The sequence below is a fragment of the Pseudomonas sp. SWRI22 genome (assembly GCF_014268395.2).
Lineage (GTDB): Bacteria > Pseudomonadota > Gammaproteobacteria > Pseudomonadales > Pseudomonadaceae > Aquipseudomonas > Aquipseudomonas paracarnis.
Genome location: NZ_JABWQK020000001.1, coordinates 1,692,436 through 1,706,257 on the forward strand (window position 1 = coordinate 1,692,436; position 13,822 = coordinate 1,706,257).

Annotated in this window: 12 protein-coding genes; 2 read left to right on the forward strand and 10 right to left on the reverse strand. The window is 61.2% G+C overall.

Features of this window, described 5'->3' with window-relative positions; genetic code table 11:
• The first annotated feature begins 1 nt into the window (after position 1).
• Positions 2-805 carry a transglutaminase family protein gene (locus HU730_RS07430; RefSeq protein WP_034128676.1) on the forward strand — a complete coding sequence of 268 codons (804 nt, stop codon included), beginning with the start codon at positions 2-4 and terminating at the stop codon, positions 803-805.
• Between the two features lie 114 nt (positions 806-919).
• On the opposite strand, the gene HU730_RS07435 is transcribed toward HU730_RS07430, so the two are convergent.
• From HU730_RS07435 to hmgA, 4 genes are all read right to left on the reverse strand, one after another.
• Positions 920-2,278 (reverse strand): aromatic acid/H+ symport family MFS transporter, encoded by a 1,359-nt coding sequence (locus HU730_RS07435; protein WP_034128677.1) that lies wholly within the window; start codon positions 2,276-2,278, stop codon positions 920-922.
• Positions 2,279-2,425: 147 nt separating this feature from the next.
• Positions 2,426-3,061 (reverse strand): maleylacetoacetate isomerase, encoded by a 636-nt coding sequence (gene maiA / locus HU730_RS07440; protein WP_034128678.1) that lies wholly within the window; start codon positions 3,059-3,061, stop codon positions 2,426-2,428.
• 12 nt (positions 3,062-3,073) lie between these two features.
• Positions 3,074-4,360: a fumarylacetoacetase gene (gene fahA / locus HU730_RS07445; protein WP_034128679.1), complete on the reverse strand. Its 1,287-nt coding sequence runs from the start codon at positions 4,358-4,360 to the stop codon at positions 3,074-3,076.
• Positions 4,361-4,363: 3 nt separating this feature from the next.
• A complete protein-coding gene (gene hmgA, locus HU730_RS07450) occupies positions 4,364-5,647 on the reverse strand; it encodes a homogentisate 1,2-dioxygenase (protein ID WP_186527858.1) in 1,284 nt (427 codons plus the stop codon).
• Between the two features lie 120 nt (positions 5,648-5,767).
• On the opposite strand from hmgA, the gene HU730_RS07455 reads away from it, so the two are divergent.
• Positions 5,768-6,547, forward strand: coding sequence for an IclR family transcriptional regulator (locus HU730_RS07455; RefSeq protein ID WP_186527859.1), 780 nt, complete (start codon positions 5,768-5,770; stop codon positions 6,545-6,547).
• A gap of 1 nt (position 6,548) precedes the next feature.
• On the opposite strand, the gene dacB is transcribed toward HU730_RS07455, so the two are convergent.
• From dacB to HU730_RS07485, 6 genes are all read right to left on the reverse strand, one after another.
• The gene (gene dacB, locus HU730_RS07460) at positions 6,549-8,012 is read right to left on the reverse strand and encodes a D-alanyl-D-alanine carboxypeptidase/D-alanyl-D-alanine-endopeptidase (RefSeq protein WP_186527860.1); all 1,464 of its coding nucleotides are present in this window, start codon (positions 8,010-8,012) and stop codon (positions 6,549-6,551) included.
• 157 nt (positions 8,013-8,169) lie between these two features.
• Positions 8,170-10,584, reverse strand: a complete 2,415-nt coding sequence (locus HU730_RS07465; protein WP_186527861.1) for a TonB-dependent receptor — start codon at positions 10,582-10,584, stop codon at positions 8,170-8,172.
• Between the two features lie 83 nt (positions 10,585-10,667).
• A complete protein-coding gene (locus HU730_RS07470) occupies positions 10,668-10,973 on the reverse strand; it encodes a GIY-YIG nuclease family protein (protein ID WP_096143429.1) in 306 nt (101 codons plus the stop codon).
• 37 nt (positions 10,974-11,010) lie between these two features.
• Positions 11,011-11,481, reverse strand: a complete 471-nt coding sequence (locus HU730_RS07475) for a nuclear transport factor 2 family protein (RefSeq protein ID WP_054897730.1) — start codon at positions 11,479-11,481, stop codon at positions 11,011-11,013.
• A 422-nt stretch (positions 11,482-11,903) separates the two neighbouring features.
• Positions 11,904-12,539 (reverse strand): response regulator transcription factor, encoded by a 636-nt coding sequence (locus HU730_RS07480; RefSeq protein ID WP_034128686.1) that lies wholly within the window; start codon positions 12,537-12,539, stop codon positions 11,904-11,906.
• Positions 12,540-12,735: 196 nt separating this feature from the next.
• The gene (locus tag HU730_RS07485) at positions 12,736-13,554 is read right to left on the reverse strand and encodes a response regulator (RefSeq protein WP_186527862.1); all 819 of its coding nucleotides are present in this window, start codon (positions 13,552-13,554) and stop codon (positions 12,736-12,738) included.
• Between the last annotated feature and the right edge of the window lie 268 nt (positions 13,555-13,822).

Consider the following 13,822-nt stretch of genomic DNA (forward strand, 5'->3'; position numbering starts at 1 on the left):
AATGAATCCCCGCACCGCCTTTTTCGCCTGCCTGGACCGTTCACCCCCCGCGCTGTTTGAGGCCGCGCTGTGGATTGCTGCCGAGCATGACGCCAGCGTGCAGCCGGCGTTGATCCTGCACGACCTTGGCGCGCTACGACAACAGGTCAGCCTGGGCATGCCCCTGCTACCGGCGGATGAACTCGGCCAGGCGCTGCTGCGGCGCATGAATGACCTGGGGTTTGCCCAGGATGACCACACGCCGTTGCGCCCCGCCGCCGCGCTGCTGGACAAAGTGCTGCAACGCAAACGCGGGCAACCCTTGGCCATGGGCCTGATCGCACTGGAGATGGCACGGCGCCTGGATATCCCCCTGGTCGGCGTGAACTTCCCTGGGCACTTCCTGCTTCGGGTACCGGGAGCCGATCACCTGTTGGACCCTTGCGGCGGCCGGCGCCTGTACCCCAACGACTGTCGCGAGTTGCTGGCGCGCCAGTACGGGGCGAAGCTGAAATTGCAGGCCGATCACCTGCTGACCGCCGAGCCACGGGCCATCCTGCAACGGCTGTCGCGCAACCTGCGCCAACTCTACCTTGCCAACGACGAGCCACTGGCCGCCCTGGTGGACGCCGAGCGGGTACTGGAACTGGGCAACGCCAGCGCCTCCGACTACCTGGCGCGGGCCAGCCTGTATCAACGCCTGGACTGCCCCAGCGCCGAACGCTTCGACCTGGAACACGCCCTGCTGCTCAGCGACGACCCGATCCAGCGCCTGCGCCTGACCGAGCGGCTGGGGCATCTGCCGCCCAACTCAGTGGTGCATTGACCCAACTCCCAACTGTAGGAGCGAGCTTGCTCGCGAAAAAACCCAGGCCACCCCTTTTAACCATGATGCCCGCGTTATCGTTAACGTTTTTCGCGAGCAAGCTCGCTCCTACAGTTAGCGATTGAGAATATCGCCAGGCAATGGCGTGTTCGGTGTAGTGGGTCCCGGCGAGCGCACCTGAATAATCAACAACGCTGCAATCACCGCCGGAATCGCGCAGAAGAAGAAAATCTGCTCGACCGGTATATGCATCGCCAGCAGCAGGCTGCCAAACAGCGGTCCCAGAATCGATCCGAATCGCCCCACACCCAACGCCCAACCCGTGCCGGTGGCGCGCACGTGCGCCGGGTAGAAGTTGCTCGCGAAGGCATTGAGGGTCAGTTGCCCGCCGATGATGCAGAACCCTGCTGCAAACACGCAGGCCACCAGGTAGCGTGGGTTGTCGTGGTTCAAGCCCAGCAGAATGGTGCACAGCGCTGCCGCCGCCAGCACGCCGGACAGCAACCGCACTTTGCTTTTCAGACGGTCGGCAAACCAGGCCATGAGGATGGCGCCCAAGGTGCCGGCGAACAGGAACATGGAGGTGACCAGGTTGGCTTCGTTCAATGCCAGGCCGCTTTCGAGCAATAGCGACGGCAACCAACTGATCATGAAATACAGCAGGATGAGGCTGACAAAAAAGGTCGCCCAGATCAGCAGCGTCGGGCGCGCGTAGCCGTTGCGAAACAGCTCCACCACCGTCAGTTTGCTGCCCTGCTCCTGCAAGTTTTCAGCTTCGGTCGCCGGTGGCGGTTGCCAATCGGGCAGCATCCGCGCCGTGACTTTGCGCAAACGCAGATACGGCGGTGCATCGCGCAACAGGCGTGGCAAGGATTCGGGCAACAGCCACACCAGGAACGGGAACAGCAGCAGCGGCGTCACACCACCCGCCAGGAACACCGCCTGCCAACCAAAACCATCGATAAACCCGGCCGCCACAAAGCCGCCTGCTGCACCGCCGAACGAGAAGCCGCAGGCCGCCAGGGTCACCATCAAGGTACGCATCCGCGGCGGCGAGTATTCAGACATCAATGCCATGGCACTGGGCATCGCGCCGCCCATGCCAATGCCGCAGATAAACCGCGCCGCCATCAACGTGGTCAGCGAATTGGCGAACACCATCAATACCGTGAGGCTGGCGTAGATCAGCACGCATGCCAGCAGGATACGTCGCACGCCGAACCGATCCGCCAGCGGTGTCACCAACAGCGAGCCCAGGGTGAGGCCCAGCAGGTTGGCGCTGAACACGGGGCCAAACGCGGACTTTTCCAGGCCCCAATCCTGGGCCAGCGCCGGCACTACATAGCCCAGCACCTGGGCGTCATAGCCATCGGTGACCAGTAACAGTGCCAGCAGCAGGAGAATCAACCATTGGTAGCGCGACACCGGGCGGGCGTCGAGTGCCGCACGAAAGCTGGCAATCTGATTGTGCATCGCAAGGTACCTGTTTTTTTATGATTGTTCCCACGCTCTGCGTGGGAATACAGCCCTGGACGCTCCGCGTCCGTTTTTAGAGCCGTGACGCAGAGCGCCACATGAGGCGTTCCCACGCTGAGCGTAGGAACGATCATTACAGGGGGTTCAGGGGGTGTCAGGTTGATTGGCGGGGTGGGCCTGCACGAAGGCTGGATGTTGGGCCGCCAACGCCGCCACCCGCCCAATGCGTGGGTATGCCGCCAAGGGCACCTTGAAGCGCTCGGCCGCATACAACTGCGGGATCAGAAACGCATCGGCCAAGCCCGGCTGCTCGCCAAAGCAAAACCCTGTGTCGCCAATCAACTGCTCCACAGCGCCCAGGCCCTGGCTGATCCAGTGCCCGATCCACTCCAGTAATTGCGCCTCATCGTGCCCCCACTTGCGCAGCAAGTTCTGGGTGCTGGAGTTATGCAACGGGTGGATATCACAGGCGATGATCGACGCCACCGCCCGCTCATGAGCCCTGACGAGCAAATCCCTGGAGAACATCGGCACCTGTGGATAACGCTCCTCCAGGTACTCGATGATCGCCTGTGACTGGATCAACAACGCCCCTTCATCGGTACGCAACGCCGGCACGCGCCCTTGGGGGTTGATCGCCAGGTATTCAGGCTGGCGGTTGGCGCCGCCTGTCGGCACCAGCAGGTTGACCGGCAGCGCGGTGAAATCCAGGCCTTTGAGAGCCAGGGCAATACGTACTCGATACGACGCGGTAGAACGGTAGTAAGTATAGAGTTCCATGGCCCTGCCCTCTCAGCGCGCCGCAACCACGGTACCGCGGCATTCGCCGAAGCCGATGGAGGCAAAGCCCTCTCGGCTGCAACGGGCACGCAGAATGATTTCGTCGCCGTCTTCAAGGAATTTACGTACCTCGCCGGAGGCCAATTCAATCGGCTTCTTGCCGCCTTCGGTAATTTCCAACAGGCTGCCGAACTGCCCCGGCTGCGGGCCAGACAACGTGCCCGAACCAAACAGGTCACCCGCCTGCAACTGGCAGCCATTGACGCTGTGGTGCGCCACCATTTGCGCCACGGTCCAGTACATGTGCTCGGTGTTGCTCAGGGTCAGGCGATGGGCGGGCAGGTTTTGCTCACGCATCGAGGCCGTGGTGAGCAGCACTTCCAGTTCGATATCAAAAGCGCCCGCGTTCTGATCGCGCTTATCCAGCAGGTAAGGCAGCGGTTGCGGATCACCTTCAGGGCGCGGCGGCTGGGCTTTGCGGAAAGGCTCCAAGGCTTCGGCAGTCACCACCCACGGCGAGACGCTGGTGATAAAGCTTTTCGACAAGAACGGCCCCAGCGGCTGGTACTCCCAGGCCTGGATATCCCGCGCCGACCAGTCGTTGAGCAGGCAGAAACCGGCGATATGCTCGGCGGCATCACCAATGGCAATCGCATCGCCCATGGCATTGCCCTGGCCGATCCAGATGCCCAGCTCCAACTCATAGTCCAGGCGCGCGCATGGGCCAAAGGTCGGCGCGGACTGCCCGGCTGGCAAGGTCTGGCCCTTAGGGCGTCGCACCTCTGTACCCGAGGGACGAATGGTCGATGCACGGCCGTGGTAACCAATCGGCACGTACTTGTAGTTGGGCAACAGCGGGTTATCGGGACGGAACAGTTTGCCGACGTTCTGCGCGTGCTCGATGCCGACATAGAAGTCGGTGTAGTCATTGATCTTGGCCGGCAGGTGCATCTGGCAATCGGCGGCACGGTGCAGCACTTGCGCCTCGCGGGTTTGCAGCTTGCTGCCTTCGGCCAGCAGTTCCAGCAGGCGCTGGCGCAGGGCAACGCGAGGCCCACGGCCCAGTTCGAAAAACGCGTTCAACTGCCCGCCCGCAGTGGCTTCGACGGCGCGCCGGGCATCACCGTCAAACTCATCCAGCGCGGCGTGCAGGTCGAGGATCATGTCGCCAATCGCCACGCCACTGCGCGGTGCCGAGCCGTTGATGCTGAACACGCCCAGGGGCAAGTTCTGCAGAGGAAAATCCGCGTGACCATTGGCCGAGGCCACCCAGCTGCGGGTCTGCGTTGGTTGAGTCATGGGTTATCTCCGGTTCGGGTTGAAGGTGGCGGGCAGCGAGGCCCAGCACGCGTCGTAAGCAGGTTGCAGTTGGGGGCACTCCAGGGCGAACTGGGTCGGACGCAGCACTTGGCTGGTCTCGAACATGAAGGCCATGGTGTTATCGATCTTGTGCGGCGCCAGGTCCACGTTGATGGCCTTGGTGCAGGTCTCGCCATCCGGGCCGTGGGCGCTCATGCAGCTGTGCAGCGACGCGCCGCCGGGTACGAAGCCTTCGGCCTTGGCGTCGTAGGCGCCCTGGATCAGGCCCATGTATTCGTTCATGAGGTTGCGATGGAACCACGGCGGCCGGAAGGTGTTCTCGGCCACCATCCAGCGCGGCGGGAAGATCACGAAGTCGAGGTTGGCCAGGCCGTGCACGCTGGTGGGCGAGGTCAGCACGGTGAAGATCGACGGATCCGGATGGTCAAAACTCACCGTGCCAATGGTGTTGAAGCGACGCAGGTCGTATTTGTACGGCACGTTATTACCGTGCCAGGCGACCACGTTGAGTGGTGAGTGATCCAGCTCGCAGGCCCACAGTTCGCCGAGGAATTTCTGTACCAGCGTGGTCGGTTGCTTGAGGTCTTCGTAACGGGCGACGGGCGTGAGGAAATCGCGCGGGTTAGCCAGGCCGTTGCTGCCAATCGGCCCCAGGTCAGGCAGGCGCAGCGGGGCGCCATGGTTTTCAGCGACGTAACCGCGGGCTTGCGCGTCCAGCAGTTCGATACGGAACTTGAGGCCACGGGGCAGCACGACGATTTCCAGCGGCTCGACGTCCAGCACACCCAGCTCGGTGGCGATGCGCAAGCGGCCCTGCTCCGGCACGATCAGCAGCTCGCCGTCGGCGTTGAAGAACACGCGCTCCATGGAACAATTGGCGCGGTAATTATAAATGCTGATGCCCAAAGGTTTTTCCGACCCCGAGTTGGCAACCATGCCGACCAGTCCATCGATAAAGTCCGTGGGTTCACTCGGAATATCCAGCGGGTTCCAGCGCAGGCGGTTGGGCGTCACCGCCCCCAGCGGGCCACCGGCCAATTGCCGCGCAAGTTTGACGAACGCCGGGTGATTGGCGGACGGCTGGATGCGGTACAGCCAGGTGCGCCGGGCTTCGCTACGCGCCATAGTGAAGGCAGTGCCGGAAAACAGTTCGGTGTAGAGCCCGTAGGGGGCTTTTTGCGGCGAGTTCTGGCCGACCGGCAGCGCGCCAGGCAAGGCTTCGCTGGCGAATTCGTTGCCGAAACCCGAAAGGTATTCGAGGTCCATGGATCTTCCTCTGTACAGAAGTTGTTTTTATCGTAATCCAGTTACGCATAACGTAATTTGATCACTGTCGACCGTCAAGCTATAAAGACGCCCATTCATCTCTCGGATTCTCGCCCGTCCATGGAAAAGCCCCGCGACACCGGTAAACAGAAAGTCCGCTCGGCGGAAGTCGGCACCGATATTCTCAAGGCCCTGGCCGAACTGTCCCCGGCCACCTCGCTGTCACGCCTGGCCGAGCATGTGCAGATGCCAGCGAGCAAGGTCCACCGCTATTTGCAGGCGCTGATCGCCTCGGGTTTTGCCGAACAGAACAGCGCCACCAACCATTACGGCCTGGGCCGCGAAGCGTTGCGCGTGGGGCTGGCGGCGCTGGGCAGCATGGATGTGTTGAAAGTCGGCGCCATGCCCTTGGCCGAACTGCGCGATGAGTTGAATGAAACCTGCTTTCTGGCGGTGTGGGGCAACCAGGGCGCGACCGTGGTGCAGATTGAGCCAGCCGTGCGCGCCGTCACCGTGGTGACGCAGTTGGGCTCAGTGCTGCCGCTGCTCAGCTCGTCCACCGGACTGGTGTTCAGCGCCTACTTGCCGTCGCGGGAAACCGTGGAGTTGCGCGAACGCGAGGTTCAAGCCGGCACCGCTCACACCTTGGCGGACGATCAAGCCTATGCCAGCGTGTGCGAGCAAATCCGCAGCCGCGGCCTGCACTTTGTACATGGCCTGCTGATGCCCGGCGTGGATGCGTTGTCGGCGCCGGTGTTCAATGCGGTCGGGCAAGTCGCGGCGGTGATGACCGTGGTCGGCCCAACCTCGCTGTTCCATGCCGATGAAGATGGCCCGGCGGCGCAGCGCTTGCTGGCGGCGACCCGGGCCGTGAGTTGGCGGATGGGCTATCAGCCCTGAATCACTCGTCGCTGCGCGCCAGCGCCACGGCCACGGCCACGCGATCCTCCAACGCCTTGACCTGCGCGCCGGCCACCACGTAGTTGTTGGTCAGCATCGAGAACACCAGCTTGCGCCCGCCGGCATCGGTGATGTACCCACTCAATGACGACACGCCGCCCATGGAGCCGGTCTTGGCGTGCAGGTTGTTTTGCGCCTGCGTGTCGCGCAAGCGATAGCGCAGGCTGCCGCCGGTCATGCGGTCGGTGTTGCCGGCAATCGGCAGCGCGTTGTACCAGGCGTCGAACCACGGCTGTTTGCTGGCGGCCAGCAGCAGGTCGGTGAGGGTTTGCGACGACACCAGGTTGCGCCGCGACAGGCCTGAGCCGTCGACCTGACTGAATGTGGCGGTTTCCAGCCCCTGGCGCTTGAGGAACCCGGCCACCGCCAGAGCACCCGCCGCTGCCGTGCCGCTATTGGCCGTCTTGCGCCCCATGGCCTTGAGCAAGGCTTCAGACATATTGTTGTTCGAAAGCTTGAGCAGCGGTGTGATCAACGCCTGTAACGGCGCCGATTGGTGCTCGGCCAGCACCGTTACCGCCGCCGGGCTTGCCCCGCCCATCACCCGACGCCCCAGTACGGTAATGCCCTGTTGCGCCAGGGCTTGTTCAAACAGATTCGCGACCAGTTGCGTTGGCTCCCAGACGCTGACCAATTGCTGGCTCTGCTTTCCCGGCGCTACTGCGCCGCTGAGTTGCAACAGGTTGGTGCCGTGACGGCGATTGATTCCATAGCTGTTGCCCGGTCCGCTCATGGCACGGTTGCTCAGTTGCAGGTAATCAGTAGGCGGGAAAATATCGACACTCACCGGCGAGCCGTTCCGCAATGGCGCCTTGGCCGTAACCAGCACGCTGCCCGCATCAAAATCCGCATTGGGCGCCACGGTCAGCGCCGAGATCTGCGCGCCGTAGTAGGTGGTTTCATCGTCATGGGACCAATCCACCCCCAATCGCTCGGCATCGAACCAGGTGTCATCGAACACCAGATCACCCTGCACCTGGCGCACGCCCTGGCTGGCCAATTGCGCGGCCAACGCCTGGTAGTCGGCAAACTGAATGCTCGGGTCGCCCAGGCCACGCAGGTACAGGTTGCCGGTCAGGCGGTCGCCCTGGCGTATGCCATTGCTCAGCAGTTGGGTGGCGAAGCGGTATTGCGGTCCCAGTACATCCATCGCTGCGGCAGTGGTCAGCAATTTGAGATTGGACGCCGGCACCAGCCGGGTACGAGGGTTGTGCTGATAGAGCGTGGCGCCACTGCGGGCATCGCGCACCATCAGCGAGACGGTAGCGCCGTGCAGCGCCGGGTCGCTTAACAACTTATCCAGGGTTGCCGGGGTGGAAGTCGGTGAAACGCTGGCGCAGCCGCCCAGCAAGAAGCTTAAGCCGACCAGCAGAGTGCCGGTGTGTATCCATTTTCCAAAGTGCATCAGTGTGCCGTTCCCGCAAAATCAACAATAACGGCAACGCTAACACTGTAGGAGCGAGCTTGCTCGCGAAGAACGCACAGTCACCGCGCTGAACCAGGCAGCCCGCGTGAGCGTTGACGTTTTTCGCGAGCAAGCTCGCTCCTACAAAGGGATGGCGTTAGAAGGTAAGCGTGCTGGACACCGACACCTGCCGCGCATCGCCCATGGACACAAACTGCGTATTCACCGAGGACGTGTAGTAGGTACGGTCGAACAGGTTTTTCACGTTGAGCTGGAACTTGACCTTCTGCCCCTCAAGCTTGGTGTCGTAGCTGGCGAACACATCAGCCACGGTGTAGCTGGGCAGCTCGAAACTGTTGGCCGCGTCCCCTGCCCGCTCGCCGACATAACGCGCCCCGGCGCCGACGCGCAATTGATCACCGCCCAGGATGCTGCCGAAGTCATACACCGCTGACAGCGAGCCGGTGCTTTTTGCCACGTTCTGCAGGCGGTTGCCTTTGAGCTTGGGGTCTTCGGTGACCTCGGCATCGGTGTAGGCATAGCTGCCGATCAGGCTCCACTTATCCGTCAGCTGGCCGCTGGCATCCAACTCCAGACCACGGGAGCGCACTTTGCCGGCCACGCTGTACTCCGAGGTCAGGCCCTCGCCTACCTGCACCAACACGTTGCGTTTATCGATGGTGAACAGTGCTGCGCTGGCGGTGATACGCCCCGGCAGGTCGAACTTGGTACCCAGCTCCCAGGCTTTGGATTCCTCCGGCTGCAAACTGCCATTCAACACAGTTTTATTGGCCAGTGGCGCGATGGTGGAGTTGGGTTTGAACGACTCGGTGTAGCTGCCGTAGAACGACAATTCGTCACTGTAGCGATACACCAACCCGGCCCGAGGCACCCACTTCTGGCCATTGCCGTCGGTGTTGGCGGTGAACGGCACGCCTTTGCCGGCGTATTGGTCGTACATCTGGTAGCGCGCACCGCCGACCAGAATCCATTGATCGTTGAGGTGGATGGCATCCTGGAAGAACAGCGAATCGCTGCGCAAAAGATCGGTCTGGTTGCTGTCCGGCGCGCTGACTTTGGAACCGGCGACTTCGTTGCCGTATACCGGGTTGGTGTAATCAAAGCTGCCCCGCGGTGCCTGGCGGATCAGGTCGGCGCGGTAGATCTTGCGGTACTCATCGTCCAGGCCGAACACCAGGTCGTGCTGCATACCTGCGGCATCTACTTTGCCTTCAAGGCTGGCGGTGGCGAAGCGGTCGGTGGTCAGTGCGCCCTGAGTGCCGTCCATGCTGCGGGTCAGGGTGCCGTTGGTGTTGACCTTGACCACGCGCACCTGGCTGGCGTCGTAGGTCTCGCGGTTCCAGCTGTAACCGAAGTGGGCTTTCCAGTCGTCGTTCAGATCATGATCGACAGTCAGGCGATACAGATCGGAGCGGCCTTCCATGTTGTTGAACGGCTCATCCAGACGGCGAGTGGCGGGGATGTTCAACGGATGGTTGGTCTTGGGATCGATGGCGGTGCCACGGTCGAACGGCGCGAGAAATTCGCGGTGCTCATAGGCCAGCAGCACTTGGGTGGTGTCGCCATACCAGGCCAGGGACGGCGCCACCAGGGTTTCGCGGTGGGTGCCGTAGTTGCGCCAGTAGTCTTCGTCTTCATGGTCGACGATCAGGCGATAAGCCAGGCCGCTGTCACCCAGGGGCCCGGTGGTGTCGAGGTTACCGCCGCTGCCGTTCTTGCCGCTGCCGAAGGTCGAACCGCGTGCGGTCAGGGAGGTGGACTGCACCAGCTCAGGCTTTTTGCTGACGATATTGACTACACCGCCTGGGTCCTGGATGCCATACAACAGCGACGACGGGCCCTTGAGCACTTCGACGCGCTCGGCTGTCGCGTTCAAGGCACGGCCCTGCACCATTGGCATACCGTCCTTCATGATCGAGCCGTTACGGTTGTCGCCAAAGCCGCGCAACATCACCGCGTCCTGGGTGCTGCCGAGGGTGTTTGTCTGGGTGATACCGCTGATATTGCCCAGCGCGTCATCCAGGTTGCGCGGTTGCTGGTCGCGCAGCACTTGAGCAGGCACTACGTTGACGGTTTGTGGGGTTTCCAACAGCAACCCATGGGAGCGCATTACCGAGCTGGTCGGCGGCGGTTGGTAGCTGGTGCTGTCCTGGGTGAGGTTGGCGCCGCTGATGGTGGTAGCGCCGAGGTTGACCGCGCCGTCGGTTGGCACCGGCTCCAGCGCCAGGGTGCGGGCATCGATCTGGCGGAACGTGAAGCCGGATCGGCTCAGCAGGCGTTGCAGCGCCTGCTGAGCCGTCATCGGCCCGCTGACTGCCGGGGCATTGAGGCCGTAGGGCGCTTCATCGGTATAGATCACGCTGATGCCGGTGACCCGGCTGAACTCGCTCAGGGCCTGGGGCAGTGGTTTGGCTGCCAGGGCAAAATTGAACTGGGCGCTGTGCTGCTCCTGCGCACGCGCAACGCTCAAGGGCAGCAACGCCAGCCCCGACACTGCCAAGACCGAAGCTCCCAGCCACTGTTTTACCCAACCGCCCGCCGTCGACTTCATGCTCTGAGAACCCGTGTTGAAAACGCTGTTAATGCGAATAGATCGCAGTTTCAAGCACTACACGGATGGGGCGCAGGTTTACCTCACATGGGTTCGCAACTATTTTTGTGTATGCCGCCCTCGAGGCCACTCGCGGCCAGGCACTCCTTGGCACTCTTCTTCAATTTCTTGATCAAGCGCTCCTGACGCAGCGCCTCGCCCTTGCTCGCACATTGCTCGGTATAGACCAAGGCCACGGCAGGGCTGGACAGAAAAAACCGTGCGCCCTTGCCGCTTTGGTGCGCGGCAAACCGGCGCACGGGGTCATTGCTGATACCGCAGTACAGCGAGCCATTGGCGGCACGCACCAGGTAGACGAACCAGGGTTTGGGTTCAGAGGGATCAGTCACAAGTCGATGTCGGCAAACCAGAAGAGCGCCAAGCTTATCAACGCCCGGCCTGAAATGCCTTCAAGCCTTTGAGCGCCTGGGCACGTACCGCGTTTTTCAGCGCGGGCGACCAACCCAGCAACAGGCCCTTGAGGCCCAACGCCTGGCGCGACCAACGCCACAGGTCGAAGTGGTCGTGATGTTCACAGATCTTGCCGTCACGGAACACGAACCGCGCACCGATATCGTTGACCACGGTATTGCCGGTGGCGCTGAACAAATACGTCGCCACCCAATGGGCACTGCCGGTGCTGTCATCGCTGCGCACATGGTCGAACGTCAGGGAAAAATCCTTGGCCCGCGTGGTAAGCATGCGCCACATATCACCGGCGTCTCGCCCGCGCAGTTCGCCGAAAGCCGGGTCGCTGAAGACCACATCGTCGGTGTAGCAAGCGGCCATGGCCTCGGCGTCAAGGCGCTGAAAGGCCTCATAGAAGCGGTGGATCAGGGCATCGTGGGCAGCACTCATGGGCAGGTTCCGCAGCAATTATTGTCAGGCCTGCACGATAATCCGCACAGGCCGCGAAGACCATGGGCATTCATGACAAAAATAGCGCTGCCGTCGATCTGGATCTCTTCAGCGGTCGTCAGTGCGGATTTGAACACTAGCCGCGCGGCCTTGACGGCTATCAATGCAGGCGCGTTGCAACTGACCTCCGTCAGGGTCGCATCACTTACGGTCGATTAACCAGCGGTTACGCGGGCACAAGCAAGTACATCGCACAATGGGTATTTCGTCTCAACTAATTTGACCGGGAATTTAAACAACCCTCAACTAATGCCAGCAGGCGCTAACAACAAGTTAGAGCACTTAGCGCACCAGCCCCACACAACTAATACGAATCCTGCACTTGGCCTTTAGTTAAACCACTGTCATAAAACTGCAACTTTCTAAGGCACCATTCCCGATGCACGCGCATAGGCGAACAGTTCAACATCGGTAGAGATACTCAGCCGCTGCATCGCTGTACTTTTCTGTTTGCTGATAGTGGAAATACTCCGGTGGACCTTGGCCGCGATCTGGCTGACAGTCATGCCGCTGGCCAACATACGCACCACCTCGCTCTCCTTGCCGGACAACTGCGGCTCATGGGACTGATTGCCTGTCCCCGCCTCCACCAGTTGCACCCGCAGGCATTCACTGGCGAAGGTCTGGCCCGCGCACACGGCTTTGATCGCCAGGGGCAACTCCTTGGCAGAGGCACTTTTGGCGACCACTGCCTTGGCACCATGGGCGAAGGAGGCACGCAGGGTGGCAACGTTGGCGAACATCGTCACCAGGATCACCGGCACGTTCGGGTACTGACGACGCAACAGGCTCAACAGGCTGTAGCCATCAGCTTGCTGACCGCCCGGCATGGCAAAATCGGTGACCAGCACATCACATGCCGTAGTACTCAACACCCCGAGTAATTGATCGGGGCCGTCGGCTTCGCCGACCACCTTGCACTTGCCATTCGCCTCAATCACGACTCTCTGCCCGACTCGAACAATAGGGTGATCGTCAGCAATAATTACTCGAAGCATAGATACCTACGAATGGTGGCAACTTGAATCCGCGCAAAATACCTCTGTCAGCGCTCATCAACAACTACTAACAAAGACCCACTTGCAGCCGAAGCCAATGTTTAGTAGCGGCTATTTTTTGGACTACAACATAATAGGAAACCACCTACAGCAAAAACTAGACTTCCAAATAACTTAAACCCTCTGTAAACACCTTTCACAGAGTGGACAGATAATCCAGATAGGTGCGCAAGCGTGCCTGGAACGATGTCAACTCCGCCTGGTGCGCAGACACGCCATCGCGCTGAACCTGCTCGATCAACCTCACGGCACAGGACTCAAGCCCTGTTCCTCCTATAAATACCAGGCTACCCGTCAATCGATGCAGGCGTTCGGCGGTCAATGATGCGTTCAATGCGGCACAGGCACGGCCCAACAGGTCGTGGTCTTGCCAAGCCTCGACCAGCAGATTTTCCAACAGTTGATTGACCACCTGTTCACTGCCAAACGTCGCGACCAGGCTCGCGCGGGCGGGCCACCCCGAAACCCGCGCAACAGGCTCCTCACCGATGGGCACGTGATCGGCATCCGGGAGCCATCGCGCCAGAACGGCACTTAATTGTTCCAGGGTCAGAGGCTTGAGCAGCCAGGCATCCATGCCCGCGTCGCGGCAGCGCTGGGGGCTGTCGTTTTGCAGGTCGGCGGTCAACGCGATGATCGGCACTCGCCTCAAGCCGACGTGGTGCTCATATTGGCGAATGGCGCGGGCCATGCTGTAACCGTCCATGACGGGCATCTGGCAATCAGTGATCACCAGGTCAAAGGGCCGACGAGCATAAGCCACTCGCCCGAGATACCCGTCGGCGACCAGCTCATGGTCCAACCCGAGTTTTCGCAGCAAGCAACCCAGCAATAGACGGTGGGCTGAATGATCCTCCGCCACCAGGACATGCAACTGCCGCCAGTGAGGCGGGGGAGTAACAGGCGATCTCGATTTGCGGCTCGCGCCTGCGGTTGAACCTGACAGCGAACCCATCAGTACCTCTTCGTAGCTATTGATACGGCAGCAACCTTCGGCACTGGCGCAATAGCCATAGAGGCCTACTTAGGCAGCAACGATCGCCACATTCCTTTGAATGCTATCGACACAAAACCAATAACCTTTTGAGTGACTTAAAGCCGATACAACAACTACGAAAAAACGCGAACTGCCCTATTCGATCCACCCTGCCAATGTCGTATTAGTTGTATTTCCCCCGCGCACACCTCTCGCTAAATTGTGCCCCACCCCAAAAGAGGGACGG

Excerpts from the sequence above, each read along its gene's own strand:
- maiA (WP_034128678.1), bottom strand. The coding sequence starts at position 3,061 with ATGGAACTCTATACTTACTACCGTTCTACCGCGTCGTATCGAGTACGT.
- HU730_RS07435 (WP_034128677.1), bottom strand. The coding sequence starts at position 2,278 with ATGCACAATCAGATTGCCAGCTTTCGTGCGGCACTCGACGCCCGCCCG.
- HU730_RS07480 (WP_034128686.1), bottom strand. The coding sequence starts at position 12,539 with ATGCTTCGAGTAATTATTGCTGACGATCACCCTATTGTTCGAGTCGGG.
- HU730_RS07465 (WP_186527861.1), bottom strand. The coding sequence starts at position 10,584 with ATGAAGTCGACGGCGGGCGGTTGGGTAAAACAGTGGCTGGGAGCTTCG.
- HU730_RS07485 (WP_186527862.1), bottom strand. The coding sequence starts at position 13,554 with ATGGGTTCGCTGTCAGGTTCAACCGCAGGCGCGAGCCGCAAATCGAGA.
- HU730_RS07430 (WP_034128676.1), top strand. The coding sequence starts at position 2 with ATGAATCCCCGCACCGCCTTTTTCGCCTGCCTGGACCGTTCACCCCCC.
- HU730_RS07455 (WP_186527859.1), top strand. The coding sequence starts at position 5,768 with ATGGAAAAGCCCCGCGACACCGGTAAACAGAAAGTCCGCTCGGCGGAA.
- fahA (WP_034128679.1), bottom strand. The coding sequence starts at position 4,360 with ATGACTCAACCAACGCAGACCCGCAGCTGGGTGGCCTCGGCCAATGGT.
- hmgA (WP_186527858.1), bottom strand. The coding sequence starts at position 5,647 with ATGGACCTCGAATACCTTTCGGGTTTCGGCAACGAATTCGCCAGCGAA.
- HU730_RS07475 (WP_054897730.1), bottom strand. The coding sequence starts at position 11,481 with ATGAGTGCTGCCCACGATGCCCTGATCCACCGCTTCTATGAGGCCTTT.
- dacB (WP_186527860.1), bottom strand. The coding sequence starts at position 8,012 with ATGCACTTTGGAAAATGGATACACACCGGCACTCTGCTGGTCGGCTTA.